The organism is Roseateles chitinivorans (genome assembly GCF_002761755.1).
In the GTDB taxonomy this organism is placed as follows: Bacteria; Pseudomonadota; Gammaproteobacteria; order Burkholderiales; family Burkholderiaceae_C; genus Roseateles; species Roseateles chitinivorans.
Window position 1 is genome coordinate 1 of record NZ_PEOG01000077.1, and the last position, 15,175, is coordinate 15,175.

Here is a 15,175-nt window from a genome sequence, read left to right on the forward strand (position 1 = left end):
CACCTGCACCTGCGCCTGCGCCTGCGCCTGCGGCTGCGCCCGCACCTGCGCCCGCACCTGCGCCTGCACCTGCACCTGCACCTGCACCTGCACCTGCACCTGCACCTGCACCTGCGCCGGCACCTGCGCCGGCACCGGCACCGGCACCGGCACCGGCACCGGCACCGGCACCGGCTCCAGTGCTCGCCACCAACGTCGACGCCATCGTCAAGGCGCCCGCGGCCGTCCCCAACTTCCCGGACAACGCGCGGTTGGGCCTGGGCGGCGAGGTCAGCACCATGGCGCTTGGCAACCTGAACTACGTGGCGCTCAGTTCGCCGTCGCAGCCCAGGGCTGCGGGCCAGGAGGTACAGGCCTTGCCCGCCGCCATGCTGCCGTCGGGCGTCGGCGCGACGCGCGATGCTTCGCCCGCGGCCGGCGGCGCGTTCGAGATTCCCGATTCGATGGCGAACGGCATCGCCACCCCCACGGGCCGCACGTCCGCGTCGACGAGCTCGCCGGGGACTGCCCGCGCGAAGGAGGCGGTGCCCGGCAGCGCGGCCGTGTCGGTGCGCAGTGCCAATGGACCGCTGGATGTCTTCGTGGTCGACGGCGGACTGAACGTGAACCGGCAGCCGCAGAAGGATCGACAACAGGCGGGCGCCAATCCGGCGCCGGCGCAATGAGGGAGAGCCACTTGACCGGAACGTCGACACCACCGAAGCGTTTCGCCGCGCGCCAGATCGCGGCAGCCATCCCGCTGCTGGCCGCCGCGGCGACCTGGGCTCAGACGGCCGGCATGGAACTCCAGGGCAATGCGCCCCCGCAGCCGCCGAGCCGCGCGGCGAGCAGTGCGCTTCCCGTGTTGCCGGTCGCCCCGAAGGGTGGCCCCGACGCCGGCGGCGCGACCATCGAGCTGCGCGCCCTGCGCATCGAGGGCAACGCCTCGGTGTCCAGCGAGGCATTGCTGTCGGCCGCCGGCCCGGTGATCGGCCGGAAGATGACGCTTCAGGATCTGCAAGGGCTCGCCGACCGCATCACCGCGGCGTATCGAGCCCGCGGCTACGCACTGGCGCGGGCCTACCTGCCTGCGCAGAAGGTCACCGAGGGCGAAGTGCTGGTGCAGGTCGTGGAAGGGGCCATCGGCCAGGTGTCCGCACGAGGCGATGACCCGCAGGTCCCCGGTGCCCAGCCCTTCCTGGACGCAGGCATCCCGCTCGGAGCGCCTGTCCGCAGCGACACGCTGGAACGCACGATGCTCCTGCTGGATGACCAGCCCGGCTTCGGCGTGCGGCCCGTGCTCAGGCCCGGTGCCCAATTCGGCGAGACCGAACTGCAGGTCGACGTCGTGCGCCGCAACAAGGTCTCGGGCGAGATCGGTCTCGACAACACGGGCAACGCAAGCACCGGTGCCTATCGGCTGCGGGGCCTGGTCAACATCAACAGCCCGTTCCGTTTCGGCGATCGCATCTCGCTGACCGCGCTGGCCACCGATGAGAAGCTCTGGCTGGGATCCGCCGAGTACGAGACCCCGCTCGATGCCACCGGCACCCGGGGATCTATCTCACTGAGCCGCAGCAGCTATCAGCTCGATGGCGCCTTCGCCGCGCTCGGGGCCAAGGGTCTCGCGGATTCGGTGAGCGCCCGCCTCACGCGCGCGCTGGTCCGATCGCAGCAGACCAACCTGCTGGCGTCCTTGAACCTCGCTCACAAGATCCTCGAGCAGCAGTACGACGCGCTGGGCATCACGCGCAAGCGCAAGAGCGATCTTCTGTCGCCCGGCCTTCAGTTCGATGTTCGCGACAGCGTCGCCGGCGGCGGCGTGACGTATGGACAGGTCTCGGCGACGCTGGGCCGGCTGCACCTGGACGACGCGTCGCGCGCGCTCGACGATGCGACGGCGCGCACGCGGGGCTCGTTCCAGCGCTTCAACCTCGATCTGGCGCGCATCCAGCGGCTGTCGGACACCTTCAGCGCGTACCTGCGTCTGTCCGCCCAGTGGTCTGGCGGCAATCTCGATCCGTCGGAGAAGTTCGGCCTCGGAGGCTTCCTTGGCGTGCGCGCCTACCCGATGGGCGAGGGCAGCGGCGATCGTGGCTGGATGGCTCAGACGGAACTGCGCGCGACGGTGGCCGCGGGGATGACGGCGTTTGTCTGGGGCGATGGCGGGCAGGTGAAGCTCAATGCCAAGCCTTGGGACGCGGGATCGGGCGCCCGGCGCGGACTGGCCGGCGCTGGCGTCGGCGGACGCTGGACGTCGGGCCGGTGGGTGGCGGAATCGACGCTGGGCTGGCGGGTCCGCGGCGGCCGGCCGGAAGCCGAGGACAGGGATCGCAATCCGCGGTGGTTCCTCAGTGCGGGTTATCGGTTTGATTGATGAGGTGCGGGGTTGGTTTGCAGCGCCGAGGCCAGAAGCAGTCGCTTGTCGATGACTGCTTCGAGCACTCGTTGGACGGCTTCCTCGCCAAGGCCGGCTCATGGCCGGCAGATGGCGATCTTCTTTCCTGGAAGCCCTTGCTCACGCTGAATGGACGGCGCTGCCTCGATCAATCGGCCGTACGCTCGCCGCAACGTCCCGTCCGGGAGCCGTTCTTCGAGGATGCACAGTGTGGGGTCGAAGGCCATCGCGAGTCGCTCGTCCACTGTGGCGCGGGGCGAATTGCTGCGAGGGTCGGTGGTTGCAGGGTGGGCGAACACCCCCTGAATGGCCTCCCGCGACGGCCTCAGACGCAGCGGGGCCGGGGAACCGGATGGCCCACCGGTGCCCTCAGCGTTTGGCATGGGCGCGCCATCCGGCGATTCACCGGCCAGGCCGGTCTGCTCGCTCGACGGGGTTGAACCGTCGGCCGTCGTCGCCGGCTGAGGTTTCGCAGCGATGCTCCCCTTCATTGGCGACCGCGCGGACGGCGCCTTCATCGGCAAAGGCGGCCGGTCGCCCAACAGCCAGACAAGCACCGAAGGTCTCGCCGCTTCACTGCGGGCCGACGATGTGCTCATCGATGTCCGCCAAAGTGACGAAATCACCAACACATGTGCCGCGACCACCAGCAGCAACATGGGCCGGTGGTCGCGCCCGGCGAGCGGTGCAGCTGATTGAGACAAACGGAGATGGGCGAGCACCTGCGGATGTTATCCACCAAGGAGGAGTCTCCTTGCTGACCGCTTCCAGCCTGTACCGCTGGCCGATCTCCGGCTGAACCGATCCCGCGCCAAGCCGTGCCGACCGCGCATTCTCATCGGCACCGCGGCGCGGCTCGCCCCATCAGGACTGGGGCACCTGCTCGGCCACGAAGGCCTGATACGTGCGCATCGGCCGCCCAAGCATCTCCTCCAGCTGCCGCACGGCGCCGGCGGCCGGAATCTGCCCGACATGCTGGATGCGTTCCATCATGAGGCGCAGGTCGTAGGCCATCCAGGCGGGGACCTGGTTCTGGACCAGCTGGGCCTCGAAGGCGTTGACATCGTCTCCGCCGTAGTGGATCGGTCGACCCAGCGCTTTGCTCCAGACAGCAGTTGCCGATTCGCCGGTGAACAGCTCGCTGCCGGCCACGTCGAGGGTGACGGACGGGAGCGGTTCTTCTGCGCGGTCGCGACGCAGCAGTTCCGCGACGGCGATGTCGGCGATGTCGCGAGCGTCGACCATCGCGACGCCGGTGGCGCCGATGGGCATCGGGAAGACGCCGTAGCCCTCGATGACCGGCCGGATGGCGATGTCGTTCTGCATGAAATACGCCGGACGCAGGATCGTCGCGGGCAGGCCCAGTCGGTCGATCATCCGCTCCACCGTGTGCTTGCTGGTGAAGTGAGGCACTTCCGCGTACTTGTCTGCGTTGATGACCGAGAGATAGACGATGCGCTGGATGCCGGCCTCACGCGCCACGTTCAGCGCCTGCAGAGACTGGGTGAGCTCATCGGCCACCAGGGCGTTGAGCAGGAACAGCGTGCGCGCGCCGCTCATCGCCTGGCGCAGGGATGCCACGTCGGTGAGATCGCCGACGACCGCCTGGACGCCCTCGGGCAGTGAGGCCTTGCCGGGCTGGCGGACCAGGGCGCGAACCTTGGCGCCTTGTGCGGCCAGACCGCGAACGACGAGGGAACCGATGGTTCCTGTGGAACCGATGACGAGGATGCTCATTTGAAACTCCGTTGGAAGGCTGAGGTTGTCGGGAGGGACGGACGAAAGATAGGGCGTTGCAGGCGATGAACAAAGACACCAGAATCGAGACATACCGTCCCGGATCTGGAACACATGGACCTCAATGCGCTGGTGGACTTCAACCTGGTGGCCACCCACGGCGGCTTCGGCCGCGCGAGTCGCGCCGGTCGGCGCTCGAAGGCCACGCTGTCGCGGCGCGTGGCCGACCTGGAAGAGCAACTCGGCGTGCGCCTGATCGAGCGCAGCGCCAAGGGCCTGGAGTTGACGGATGCTGGCCGGCAGTTGCTCAGCCGGACCGCGGGCCCGATGGGCGAGGTGGTGGACGCTCTCACGGCGGCTCGGGAGGGCAATGGCCAGGTCACCGGACGGCTGCGGGTGGCCGCTCCCATCCTCTTCTCGCAACTCGCCATGGGGCGGCATTGCGCGGAGTTCCACAGGCTCTATCCGGGCGTCACCGTCGAGGTCGTGGGCGACGACCGGGTGGTGGACCTGGTCGAAGAGCAGTTCGACGTGGCGATCCGGCCCAACCCCCGACCAGACACGACGCTCGTGGGCAGGAGCTTCGCCAGGGACCAGCTCGTCGTGGTCGCGGCACCGTCGATTCCGATGCCGCGAAGGAGCAGGACGCCGGTGCGAGTACCGGCCGTCGTCAACGCGTTCCGCGACGGCGAGACCTGGCCCATCGACGGCAAAGGGCTGACGCTGGAGCCGGTCCCGGTGCTGCGCCTGTCCTCCATGCTGATGCTTCGAGACGCCGCGATCGCCGGCGCCGGCGTCGCGCAGGTGCCCCGGTCCATCGTCTGGGATCAGATCGCGAAGGGGGCGCTGGTGCAGTGGGGTGCGACGGACGGCAAGGAGGTGGACCTGTGGGTGCTCCACACCTCGCGACGACTGGCCAGCCCGAAGGTGAAGGCGTTCGTCGACTTCATGTCATCGCGCTATCCCGATGGCAACTTGGTGCTGACCGGCTAGACGGCGCAGGATCGCCGGAGCGGCAACGGGGCCGAGACCTCGGCCGACGTACCATGCCGAGCCGGCCCGCTGAGGTCGACCGCCTCGCGAATGGCTGCGGCCAGTCAATGAACCGGAAGTATTCAGAATGATGGAATGGATCCCGATCGTCCTGGTGATGTTCAAGCTGATCGTGTTCGGCACGGGCATGTTCTTCGCCATCAAGTGGCATTACGACAAGGAGAAGAACAACAAGAAGAAGTGACGAGATCGGCGGGCTCCGCCGTGAAGCCTGATACCCGTGCGAAGCGCATCGCGCAGTGGATCGGGAACGCAGCATGCCGCTCAGCGATCGGGCGGGCCCGCGCCGGGCCCATGGATCAGGAGCAGGCCATGTCGGAAGAAGCAAGTTTCGCGGCGCCATCCGGGGACCTCGGGCCCCTCGTCGATGTCGGCGACCCTCAGCAGGTGGAGGCGTGGGCAAGGAAGCTGGACGTTTCCCCCCAGCAGATCCGGGAGGCCGTCGCGGCGGTCGGCACCTCGGCCGCCAATGTCGAGGAGTACCTCAAGGGGACTCGCGCGACCACGAATGCGGACAAGACCTCCAGCGCCGGGACGAACTGACGGGGCATGGAAGGCCGCTGGCCGCCATCAGCGGTCGGGCTGAGCGAGAGCGCCGGGGTTGGCGCTCTTGCGACTGCGCGTCGCTAGCGCCGCGATGAGCTGCCGGGCGAATTGCAGCCCACCGTGGAGAGCTGGTATCTCTGAAGCGCGGCCTGCCATGCCGCGCTGCAGGCGACCGTTTCCGTGGCGGCGAGCAGTCGTTCCGTCGCCCGCTCGTCGGGCACCCGAATCACGACGCGCCGCACGATGACCTGCGGGTCCGGGAACGACCGCCATTTGAAGGGCTGGGAACATCCCGCGAGCTCGTTGCTGCCGGCGAGTTCGGATCGGCTCATCACCACGAAGTCCACTCGCCCCAGACAGAGCTTCTTCAGGTTGGAGACGTGGTCGGGTGCATCTTCCCGCTTGATCCGGTGTGCCTCGATATGCGGGCCGAGCACCCGATAGATGTGGCCGGCAATCGCGCCGAGTCGCATGCCCGAGAGGTCCTCCGGCGAGGAGATCTGAAGCGGACGCAGGCTGACCAGCACGTTCTCGTCCACCAGCAAGGGCACTGACCATTTGCCGGTCCTGGCTTCATCCGAAAGGAACTCGGGAGCGAGAAACAGGGCGAGGCCCTGGAACCGTGGGCCTTCGAGTCTCAACTCCAGCCGCTTGCGCGGCACCGTCTCCAGCGTCAACGGGACCGGCAGCTTGGACGCCTCCCGCAGGAGACGAACGAAGGTCGGCGCCAGGCCGCTCTCGGCGGCATCGCCCGCTTGGACGAAAGGCGGCTGGGAGTAGCTGTTCAGCACGACATAGCCGTTGCCCGGCTCTTGGGCCATTGCCGCCGCCGGCATGGATAGCAAGGCCGCAAGCAGCCAGAGGCCCGGGCGAGTTCCCGAGCGGTCTTGCACGCGAGACGGCACAGGCGCCACGGCCACGGAGCCGAGGCCAGCCGTCGTGGCAACCGAGACGGCATCGGACGCGAGAGTACGGCGCCGCATCACTGTCTCCGTTCCGCGCCCGGCGGCAGCAAGGTGCTCAGCTCCCGCTCGAGGTGATTGAAGTCCACCGGCTTGAGCCAGTAGGCGGCGGCTCCGGCATCCAGCGCACGACGTCGGTCCGTCTCCGCGGAAAAGGCGGTGACCATCGCGACGGGCACCCAGCTGTCCGGCGGCAGGGTTCGCAGCCGGCGAAGCACCTCGATGCCATCGCAGTCGGGCAGCTGCATGTCAAGAAGCACCACGTCCGGGCGGAAGCGCTGAAATCGTTCGACGCCTTCGGACCCGGTCTCCGCCACCTCGAAGCGCAAGCCCGGGAACCGGCTCGCCCACTGCTGCATCACCAGGATGTTGACCGGGTTGTCCTCGATGTAGAGGACCTTCCCCACGAGATCAGTCTTGGAAGAGCGTCGAGCCTCCATCACCATCCCCACCTTCAGCGCAGTCCGCCGCAGCAATGCGGGGCATGTGGCAATCCCGATGCCGGGGTCGATGGCGTCGGTGCCTACTTGATGCTGAAGCGCACCGTCGCGGTCTTGCCTTCGACGTTGTTGAGCACGGCGACGACCTTGTCGCCTTTGCCGATCTTCACGCCGATGGCGCGCAGCTCGTTGTCGCCGGCCTCCTTGACGTCGACCTCGACCTTCTTCGCGCCCTGCAGCACGGTGAGCTTGCCGGAGATGCCCTTGGAGGACATCGGCTCGTCGTGGTCGACCAGGTACAGGGTGGCGCCGTCCGCGTCCACGACCAACTCGAAGTTCACGTCGTTGGCCACCTGGACGATGCCGCCATGCCTGGGCTCACCGGCGCCATGGGCGAGGGCGCTGTTGAACGTCAGCGCGCCCACCACGAGGGCGCAAGCCTGGACCAGTTGGGTGAAAGTCATGTCTCGATCTCCTTGCAATCATTGCAATAGGCGGCGCACTTGAGGGCGGCGCCGCCGTCGGCCCAGGTGGGGCGTCAGTACGCTTCTCGTGGCTGGCCCTTCGGGTCGTCCTCCGCCGATTCGGTCAGGAGCCGTTCCAGCGGCTTGCGGCCCAGCAGCCAGAACAGCAGCGGGGTGAGCAGGGTGTCGAGCAGGGTCGAGCTGACCAGGCCGCCGAAGATCACGACGGCCACCGGGTGGAGGATCTCCTTGCCGGGCGCGTCGCCGGCCAGCAGCAGCGGCGTCAGCGCGAAGGCCGCGACGAGGGCCGTCATGAGCACCGGCGTCAGCCGCTCCAGGGAGCCGCGCACGATCATGGCCTGACCAAAGGACTCCCCTTCAAGCCGGCACAGGTTGATGTAATGGCTGATCTTGAGGATGCCGTTGCGCGTGGCGATGCCGGCCAAGGTGATGAAGCCCACCAGGGTCGCCACCGACAGGCTCACGCCTGCGATCCACATCGCCAGCACGCTGCCGATCAGGGCCAGCGGAATGTTCGCCATGATGACCCCGGTCAGGACCGCCGACCGATAGCGCGAGTACAGGACCAGGAGCATCATGGTCAGCGAGAGCAGCGACAGGCCCAGGATGAGCCGCGTGGCCTGCTCCTGCGCCTGGAACTGCCCCTCCAGACTGATGAAGCCGCCGGCCGGCAGATCGGTCCTGGCGATGACCTGCCGGATGTCGGCCACGATGCGGCTCATGTCGGAGCCATCCGTGTTGGCATAGACGACGATCCGCCGGCGGCCGTTCTCGCGACCGATCTGGTTCGGGCCATCGGTCTCTTCCACCGTCGCGAAGCTCGACACCGGCAGCCGCCCCGCGGGCGTGTCCACCAGCGTGCGAGCCAAGTCCATCGGCCCCCGCTTGTCGTCCGGCAGACGCAGCACGAGGTCGTAGCGGCGGGCACCGTCGACGATCTGGGCGCCGTGGGCGCCATGGGTCAGGGCCTGCAGAAGTCGCACCGCCTCGCCGGGAGCGAGACCGGTCTGCGCCAGGCGCTGCGGGTCCAGCCGCACGGTGACTTGCGGGATCAGCACCTGCTTCTCCACCGTCAGGTCGGCCAGACCCGCCACCCCGGCGAGCTTCTGCCGCATCTGTTCGGCCAGGCCACGCAGCGTGTCGGTGTCGTCTCCGTAGATCTTCACCGCGATCTGCGCCCGGACGCCTGACAGCAAGTGGTCCAGCCGATGCGAGATCGGCTGTCCGATGGCGACCTGGGCTGGCAGCGAAGCGAGCTGGGCGCGGATCCTCGCCATGACGACCTCGCGATCCACCGGCACGCCGTCGCGGCGCAGGTCGACGTCGATCTCCGCCGAATGCACGCCTTCGGCGTGCTCGTCGAGTTCGGCGCGACCCGTGCGGCGGCCGACCTGGGTGACGCCCGGCACCTGGCGGATGAGCTGCTCGGCCAGCGCGCCCATGCGGTTGGCCTCGGCCAGCGAGGTGCCGGGGTTGAAGACCATGCCCAGCACCAGCGAGCCCTCGTTGAATGCCGGCAGGAAGGCGCGCGGGAAGAACGGCACCGTGGCCGCGGCCGCCACCACGGCCAGGACCGCCGCGGCGATCAGCCCCTTGGCGCGGGGGAAGGACCAGGCAAGCAGTCGAGTGTCCCAGTGCTTGAGCCGCGCGACCAGCGGGCTGTCACCATGGTCCAGTCGCTTCATGCGCGGCAGCAGGTAGCTGCACAGCACAGGGGTGACCGTCATCGAGACCAGCATCGAGGCCAGGATGGAGACGATGTATGCGATGCCCAGCGGCGAGAACAGGCGTCCTTCGATGCCGGGCAACGCGAACAACGGCACGAAGACCAGCACCACGATCACCGTCGCATAGACGATGCCCGAGCGGACCTCGACGCTGGCCTGGCGCACCACGTCGAGCAACGGCAGCGGGCTCGCGCGCTGACGGTTCTCCTTCAACCGACGCAGGATGTTCTCGACATCGACCACCGCGTCGTCGACGAGCTCGCCGACGGCGATGGCCAGGCCGCCGAGCGTCATCACGTTGATCGACTGGTCCAGCAGCCTGAACGCCAGCGCGGTCACCGCCAGCGACAGCGGAATGGCCACCAGCGAGATCAGCGTCGTGCGCACCGACAGCAGGAACGCGAACAGCACGATCGCCACCATGACCGCTCCATCGCGCAGCGCCTCGGTCACATTGCCGATCGAGGCCTCGATGAAGTCAGCCTGTCGAAAGAGCACCTTCGGCGCGGACAGTCCCTTGGGCAGGCCGGCCTGCAGTTCCTGCAGCGCCTGCTCGATCTGGCCCGTCAACCGGACGGTGTCGGCAGCTGGCTGCTTCTGCACGCTCACGATGACGGCGGGCTTGCCGCCATATCCCGCGTCGCCGCGCTTGAGGCCAGGGGCGTACCGGACATCCGCCAGCTGGTGGAGCAGCACAGGTCGCCCATCCTTCCACGCGACCGCCATGCCTTGCAGGTCTTCGACCCGATTCGTGCGGCCGACGTGCCGGATCAGGTACTCGCGGCTGTTGAGGTCGATGAATCCACCACCGGCGTTGCTGGAGAAGCCGCGCAGCGCCTGCTCGATCTGGGTCAGGCTGACGCCGAGCCCGGCCATGCGCGCCGGGTCGGGCTCCACCCGGAGCTGGCGGACGTCGCCGCCGATGGGGATGACCTGCGAGACGCCCGGAATGGCCAGCAACCGCGGCCGCAGCACGAAGTCGGCGTACTCGCGTGCCTGCATGGGCAGCGCCCCGTCACGACCGACCTCCAGCGGCAGCGCGATCAGCATGATCTCGCCCATGATGGACGAGACCGGCCCCATCACCGGCGCGATGTCGCCAGGGAGCTGCGCACGCAGCTGGGTCAAGCGCTCCGCCACGAGCTGCCGGTTGCGGTAGATGTCCGTGCCCCAGTCAAACTCGGCGTACACGATGGACAGCCCCACACCGGAGGTGGAGCGCACGCGCGTCACACCCGGCATGCCGTTGAGCGCCGTCTCGATCGGGAAGGTGACGAGCTGCTCGACTTCCTCCGGCGCCATGCCGCCCGCTTCCGTGAGCACGGTCACCAGCGGCTTGTTGAGATCCGGGAAGACATCGATGGGCGTCCGCCATGCGGTGATCGCGCCGTAGACCAGCAGCAGCGCCGCGAAGGCCAGGACGAAGAGCCGGTTGTGCAGGCTGTATCTGACGATCCAGGTGAACATGGCGGCTCCTTACCGGACCTGGGCCACGAGCGATGCACCCTTGACCACCACCCGGTTGTCCGCGCCCAGGCCGCGCGTGACCAGGACGGTGTGCGCGTCGATGGGCTGGGCCTGCACCGGCTGAGGCACATAGCGCTCGGCACCGGACTTGATCCACACCACCGTCTCGTTGGATGGGCTGCGCACGATTGCCTCCGCCGGCAGCACGATGCCCTTGAGCCGGGTCTTCATCGATGCGTAGACCAGCACCGGCTGACCGATGGCGAGCACCGCCCCGGCGGGCGCTTCCATCCGGAAGGTCAACGGCAACACGCCGTCCCTCAGCGCGCGCGCGGCCCCGATGAGCTTCAGCTTCGCGCCGTCGACGCCGGCCAGCGTCGCGCCGGCGATCCTGCCGCCCAGCGCCGCATCCGGCGTCGTGGCCTCGATCAGCATGCGCGCGGGATCCACCACTTCGATCAGGACCTCGCGGCTCTCCACGATCTGCCCGAGCTTCACGTCGGCGCGGGCGATGACGCCGGACACCGGCGCCCGCAATGGCTCTCTCGCGTCCAGGCTCGCACCGATCGCACGTTCACGTTCGCCGAGAGACTGCGCCTCGATGCGCGCCGCCTCGATCTCCTTGCGCGGCACCGTGCCTTCCAGGGATTCCAGACGACGCACCCGCTGCTCGGCCAGCTCGCGCGCGGCTCGAAGTTCCGCCCGCTGCGACTGCTGCGCGGCGGACGCGAACGGGTCCGCATGGTGGCGAACCCAGGCCAGCACCTCCCCCTGTCGAACCATCTGACCGGCCACCGGTAGCCCCTTCGGACCCGCCTCGATCCGACCGCCATGCGAGGACTGGATCTGGCCGCTTGCGTTCGGATCGGCGATCACGCGGCCGGGAAGCTGGACGGTCGACGCGGCGGTGCCTTCCGGAGCGATGAGGGTGCGCAAACCCATGCGGCGTTGCGCCAGCTTGGGGACATTGACGCTACCGTCGGGCAGGCGCGCGAGCCCAGCGGCATTCGGCGCGCTGGACTGATCCAGATGCTCGCCGTTCGGACCGTGCGCGCCCGGCGATGACTGCACCGCCAGCGGGACGAGCGATGCCGCCAGCGCCAGCGAGAGATGGATGGCCAGGCTGATGGGAGGTGACTTCATGCGCGTCCCCCGTCGAGCTTGCGAGCGACAGCCCCCTCGTTGCTCCGACGTCGCCAGCGCCAGGCGAGGGCCGCCGCGATCACGACCACGCCGACCAGGGCCCTGCGCCACCAGCTGGCCGCATGGCGGTGTCCGCGCTCATCGCCGCCGGCAGTGCCTGGCCCACCTGCGCCGCCTTCGAGCTGCGAGGTCGACACGCGCAGCACGCCATCGAGCAGGTCCGAGTCCTCGCCGGCCAGCACCGTGATCAGCACCGGATGCTCGCCCGGGGTGGACAGCAACTGCAGCATGGCGGGGTCATCGACCGCGTAATCGCCGAGGTCGGCGTGGAACTTCGCCTTGGCTTTGCGTGAGCCGGATTCCACTTCGACGTCCGCCTTCAGCACTGGCTCGTTGGTGGCGAAGCGATCGATGAGGAGGGACAGCTCGCCGCCCTCCAGACGCGCGACCAGTTCGAAGAGCTCGGAGGCGGCCTCCAGACGCGGTGCCGCGCCGGCCTGGAGCTGGCCGGTCTGGTTGGCGTCCAGATGCTCGCCATTGGGACCGTGGGCGCCTGGCGACGCGACGGCAGGCACCGTCGACGCGGCCAGCAGCAGGATCGCTGCGACCGGCGACCGTGCCTTCACGGAGAAGCTGTTCAGGTTCATGGGAGTTGTCCGAGGGCTTGATGAAGACGGCCGCGGGCTTGGACGACGGCCACCTGTTGACGGGCAGCGGCGGCTTCGGCCTGCGCGGCGGCCGCCAGCGCGCGCAGCAGGTCAGGCAAGGAGGTCTCGCCGGCGTTGAAGGACTGCTTGAGCAGAGAGGCCCGATCGCGCAGCAGCGTGGCGCGTTCGCGCTCGGTGTCAGCCCGAGCGCTGGCGGCTGCAAGCTGCGCCTTCGCGAGATCCAGCTCCGCCGCCAGCCGCAGTCGCAGCTGTTGCCGTGCGATGAGTGCGACGTCCTCCTCGGCGAGCGCGGCGGCCAGTCGGGGCTGGTTGTGGGGCTCGCTGCCGAAGGGCAGCCGGAGCGCGACGGCGACGCTGTTCTGATGCGGCTGGCCGAGGCCGGGGCGCTCCTGCCGCAGGCCGATCCCCAGTTCAGGCGCCGCGGCGCGTTGCGCCTGCACCTGCGCCACGCGTTGACGCGCCCGCTGAACCGCGGCCTCGGCGAGTAGCGCCTCCGCATGCTGGTCCAGGGAGACGTCGGCCGCCGGGTCCGGCGCGTCCGAGGCGGACGCCAGGGCGGGCTCGCTGGTCGTCCCGGTCAACAGGAGCCAGGCACTGCGCTGGGCGATCAGGTTCTGCTCGGCCTCGCGTTCGGCGGCCAGTGCCGCGAAGAGATCCGCCCTTGCGGCCATCGCATCGGCTGGCGCCAGATCGCCAGCCGTGACGCGACGGTGGACATCCGCGCTCAACGCCTCGAGTGACCCGCGTTGAAGGCGGGCCGACTGGACATCCACCTCGGCGAGTTGCAGCCTCGATGCGAGTTCGCGGACCTCGCCGGCCAGCCGCAGCCGAGCGGCTTGCTCGGCGGCCAGCGCCCAGTCCGATTCAGCTTGCGCGGTCTGGGTGTTCCGATCGCGCTGTCCGAAGCGCCACAGCGGCAGGGTGATGCCGATCTCGGTCTCGCGGGTCCCCTCGGCGCCGGCGCCGCGCCCCTCTCGCTGAAGGACTTCCAGCGTTGGAGCGCCCGCCAGCCAGGTGCGTGCGACGCGCCGCTCGGCCTCCGCCTGACGTTGTCGTCCGGTGGCCTCCGCCGAGGCCAGGGACCGGGCCCAGGCTCCTTCCAGCGCCAGGGCCAGCGTTGGACGGGAGGGGCTAGGGACGCCGCGTGGCGGTGCCGGCTCGGCGGAGCCGGGTCCGGTTGGTGGGGAAGACGGGGCCTGTGCGTACGCGGCACAGCTCAGCGCAGAGCTTGCGATCCAGCAGCTCAGGCGCCATGGGGCGAACCATGGGGGATATTTCACGGGCTTCCTGACGGGAAGGGGCGACCGGCCGGGCTGGAAGCCGAGGCCGGATGCCGCCGATCAACGCGAACGCGCGGGACTCATCCCCACGCGCGACGGTGGTGTCAGGACAGCGTTTTCGGAGGTCGCTCGGGGCCGCTCAGGAAGGGCGGCGGTGGGGCGGTCACACCCGCTTCGACAGGCGGCGTGGCGCGGACGGCCAGCAAGGAGAGGACCACGCCGGTCGGCAGCGCGGGCGCAAACACGCAGGCATCGTCGATCGCATGCTGCATCGAGGCGGGCGAGTCGTCCTGGTGGAAGTCGCCCGCAGGGTCGTCGTGATGATGAGCAACGCCTTCGAAGTGCAGGAATTCGTGCAGCAGCTCATTGCCCTCGGTCACGAGCACGCCGGCGCCTGCGAATGCCAGCGACTGCCAGCACATGCAGAACACGAGGAGGAGGGACGTGAGCCGTCGGCGCATGGGGCGCGAGTGTATCGGAGCACCCCGGTCGCTATCCCAAGGCCCGGTCGCCTGCATTGGCAATGCAGCGCCGAAACAGGGGCACCGGGCGACGAGTGCGCCCTTCATAATTTCGGCATGAAACTCGTTGTGGCCGTTCATTTCGAAGGCGCCCAGGCGACTGCTGCCGCGGCAGCCTTCGACGCCTGGGATGCGGCGGAGCCGATGAAGACTTATGTCTCGCCCATCGACCATGTCGACAAGGCGGCCCGTGGCGAGCTCGACCTGCGAGAAGTCGCCTGCGTGATGCAGCTGCTGCGCGAGCACAGCCTGGCGCCCGAGCTCATCCTGATCGACGGCTTCGTCCATCTGGATGCCGACGAGACGCCGGGCGTGGGCCAGCGTCTGTATCAGGCGCTCGGCGGAACGGTCCCCATCGTCGGGGTATCGAAGAAGCGCCTGCCGGGCTTGTCGGCGCAGTTCGAAGTGCTGCGAGAAGACGAAGCGCCGCCCTTGGTGGTGACTTGCGCAGGGATCGACATTGGCGCGGCGAAGGTGCGGCTGCGTTCCATGCACGGCAGGAAACGGGTACCGACGCTCATGAAGCTGGCGGCTCGTCTTGCGAAGAGCAAAGAGTGACTGCGTGTCGCTCATGCTGCTCCGGCAGTGCTCGACGTGGCGTCGACCCGCCCGTTCAAGTCTGATCCCTTTCACGCCTTCTCGCTGATCACGCATCAGCAAGGTTGAGGATGACGGGGCTCTGCCTGTGGCGCTCGACCCGCCATGGCGCAAGCACGATCCCCCCAACGCGAAGGACAGCCCCCTAGATGTCGACTTGAGGGGGTGGTCG

Annotated in this window: 15 protein-coding genes; 5 read left to right on the forward strand and 10 right to left on the reverse strand. The window is 68.8% G+C overall.

All coding sequences use genetic code 11. From position 1 onward, the window contains the following. The first annotated feature begins 179 nt into the window (after positions 1 to 179). Positions 180 to 665: a hypothetical protein gene (locus CS062_RS26315; RefSeq protein ID WP_099863560.1), complete on the forward strand. Its 486-nt coding sequence runs from the start codon at positions 180 to 182 to the stop codon at positions 663 to 665. Positions 666 to 778: 113 nt separating this feature from the next. Then, entirely contained in the window at positions 779 to 2,356 is a 1,578-nt protein-coding gene (locus CS062_RS21285) for a ShlB/FhaC/HecB family hemolysin secretion/activation protein (RefSeq protein ID WP_158238865.1), read from the forward strand. Positions 2,357 to 2,454: 98 nt separating this feature from the next. Here CS062_RS21285 and CS062_RS25960 read toward each other — a convergent pair whose 3' ends face one another. Together CS062_RS25960 and CS062_RS21290 are read right to left on the reverse strand one after the other, a co-directional pair. After that, positions 2,455 to 3,036 carry a hypothetical protein gene (locus tag CS062_RS25960; RefSeq protein ID WP_143742438.1) on the reverse strand — a complete coding sequence of 194 codons (582 nt, stop codon included), beginning with the start codon at positions 3,034 to 3,036 and terminating at the stop codon, positions 2,455 to 2,457. A gap of 205 nt (positions 3,037 to 3,241) precedes the next feature. Continuing rightward, a complete protein-coding gene (locus CS062_RS21290) occupies positions 3,242 to 4,114 on the reverse strand; it encodes an NmrA/HSCARG family protein (protein ID WP_099863562.1) in 873 nt (290 codons plus the stop codon). 114 nt (positions 4,115 to 4,228) lie between these two features. Between CS062_RS21290 and CS062_RS21295 the strand changes: the two genes are divergently transcribed. Both CS062_RS21295 and CS062_RS21305 read left to right on the forward strand, forming a co-directional pair. Then, positions 4,229 to 5,107 (forward strand): LysR family transcriptional regulator, encoded by an 879-nt coding sequence (locus CS062_RS21295; protein ID WP_099863563.1) that lies wholly within the window; start codon positions 4,229 to 4,231, stop codon positions 5,105 to 5,107. Positions 5,108 to 5,461: 354 nt separating this feature from the next. Further along, positions 5,462 to 5,710 (forward strand): DUF3606 domain-containing protein, encoded by a 249-nt coding sequence (locus tag CS062_RS21305; protein ID WP_233218197.1) that lies wholly within the window; start codon positions 5,462 to 5,464, stop codon positions 5,708 to 5,710. 83 nt (positions 5,711 to 5,793) lie between these two features. On the opposite strand, the gene CS062_RS21310 is transcribed toward CS062_RS21305, so the two are convergent. The 8 genes from CS062_RS21310 to CS062_RS21345 form a co-directional block, all read right to left on the reverse strand. Further along, positions 5,794 to 6,534, reverse strand: coding sequence for a transporter substrate-binding domain-containing protein (locus tag CS062_RS21310; RefSeq protein WP_099863565.1), 741 nt, complete (start codon positions 6,532 to 6,534; stop codon positions 5,794 to 5,796). 161 nt (positions 6,535 to 6,695) lie between these two features. Further along, the gene (locus CS062_RS21315) at positions 6,696 to 7,121 is read right to left on the reverse strand and encodes a response regulator (protein WP_099863566.1); all 426 of its coding nucleotides are present in this window, start codon (positions 7,119 to 7,121) and stop codon (positions 6,696 to 6,698) included. Between the two features lie 77 nt (positions 7,122 to 7,198). Further along, positions 7,199 to 7,579 (reverse strand): hypothetical protein, encoded by a 381-nt coding sequence (locus CS062_RS21320; protein ID WP_099863567.1) that lies wholly within the window; start codon positions 7,577 to 7,579, stop codon positions 7,199 to 7,201. A 74-nt stretch (positions 7,580 to 7,653) separates the two neighbouring features. Continuing rightward, positions 7,654 to 10,794 carry an efflux RND transporter permease subunit gene (locus CS062_RS21325; RefSeq protein WP_099863568.1) on the reverse strand — a complete coding sequence of 1,047 codons (3,141 nt, stop codon included), beginning with the start codon at positions 10,792 to 10,794 and terminating at the stop codon, positions 7,654 to 7,656. Between the two features lie 9 nt (positions 10,795 to 10,803). After that, on the reverse strand, positions 10,804 to 11,937 hold the full coding sequence (locus CS062_RS21330) for an efflux RND transporter periplasmic adaptor subunit (RefSeq protein ID WP_099863569.1): 1,134 nt from the start codon (positions 11,935 to 11,937) through the stop codon (positions 10,804 to 10,806). Further along, a complete protein-coding gene (locus CS062_RS21335) occupies positions 11,934 to 12,584 on the reverse strand; it encodes a hypothetical protein (protein ID WP_099863570.1) in 651 nt (216 codons plus the stop codon). The genes CS062_RS21330 and CS062_RS21335 overlap by 4 nt, the downstream gene beginning before the upstream one ends. After that, positions 12,581 to 13,885, reverse strand: a complete 1,305-nt coding sequence (locus tag CS062_RS21340; RefSeq protein ID WP_099863571.1) for a TolC family protein — start codon at positions 13,883 to 13,885, stop codon at positions 12,581 to 12,583. Before CS062_RS21340 ends, CS062_RS21335 begins: the two co-directional genes overlap by 4 nt. A gap of 104 nt (positions 13,886 to 13,989) precedes the next feature. Next, on the reverse strand, positions 13,990 to 14,346 hold the full coding sequence (locus CS062_RS21345) for a hypothetical protein (RefSeq protein WP_143742439.1): 357 nt from the start codon (positions 14,344 to 14,346) through the stop codon (positions 13,990 to 13,992). Positions 14,347 to 14,463: 117 nt separating this feature from the next. Here CS062_RS21345 and CS062_RS21350 point away from each other — a divergent pair, with 117 nt between their 5' ends. Beyond that, positions 14,464 to 14,964 carry an endonuclease V gene (locus CS062_RS21350; RefSeq protein ID WP_143742440.1) on the forward strand — a complete coding sequence of 167 codons (501 nt, stop codon included), beginning with the start codon at positions 14,464 to 14,466 and terminating at the stop codon, positions 14,962 to 14,964. Positions 14,965 to 15,175 lie beyond the last annotated feature (211 nt).

Excerpts from the sequence above, each read along its gene's own strand:
- CS062_RS21285 (WP_158238865.1), top strand. The coding sequence starts at position 779 with ATGGAACTCCAGGGCAATGCGCCCCCGCAGCCGCCGAGCCGCGCGGCG.
- CS062_RS25960 (WP_143742438.1), bottom strand. The coding sequence starts at position 3,036 with ATGTTGCTGCTGGTGGTCGCGGCACATGTGTTGGTGATTTCGTCACTT.
- CS062_RS21290 (WP_099863562.1), bottom strand. The coding sequence starts at position 4,114 with ATGAGCATCCTCGTCATCGGTTCCACAGGAACCATCGGTTCCCTCGTC.
- CS062_RS21295 (WP_099863563.1), top strand. The coding sequence starts at position 4,229 with ATGGACCTCAATGCGCTGGTGGACTTCAACCTGGTGGCCACCCACGGC.
- CS062_RS21305 (WP_233218197.1), top strand. The coding sequence starts at position 5,462 with ATGGATCAGGAGCAGGCCATGTCGGAAGAAGCAAGTTTCGCGGCGCCA.
- CS062_RS21310 (WP_099863565.1), bottom strand. The coding sequence starts at position 6,534 with ATGGCCCAAGAGCCGGGCAACGGCTATGTCGTGCTGAACAGCTACTCC.
- CS062_RS21315 (WP_099863566.1), bottom strand. The coding sequence starts at position 7,121 with ATGGTGATGGAGGCTCGACGCTCTTCCAAGACTGATCTCGTGGGGAAG.
- CS062_RS21320 (WP_099863567.1), bottom strand. The coding sequence starts at position 7,579 with ATGACTTTCACCCAACTGGTCCAGGCTTGCGCCCTCGTGGTGGGCGCG.
- CS062_RS21325 (WP_099863568.1), bottom strand. The coding sequence starts at position 10,794 with ATGTTCACCTGGATCGTCAGATACAGCCTGCACAACCGGCTCTTCGTC.
- CS062_RS21330 (WP_099863569.1), bottom strand. The coding sequence starts at position 11,937 with ATGAAGTCACCTCCCATCAGCCTGGCCATCCATCTCTCGCTGGCGCTG.
- CS062_RS21335 (WP_099863570.1), bottom strand. The coding sequence starts at position 12,584 with ATGAACCTGAACAGCTTCTCCGTGAAGGCACGGTCGCCGGTCGCAGCG.
- CS062_RS21345 (WP_143742439.1), bottom strand. The coding sequence starts at position 14,346 with ATGCGCCGACGGCTCACGTCCCTCCTCCTCGTGTTCTGCATGTGCTGG.
- CS062_RS21350 (WP_143742440.1), top strand. The coding sequence starts at position 14,464 with ATGAAACTCGTTGTGGCCGTTCATTTCGAAGGCGCCCAGGCGACTGCT.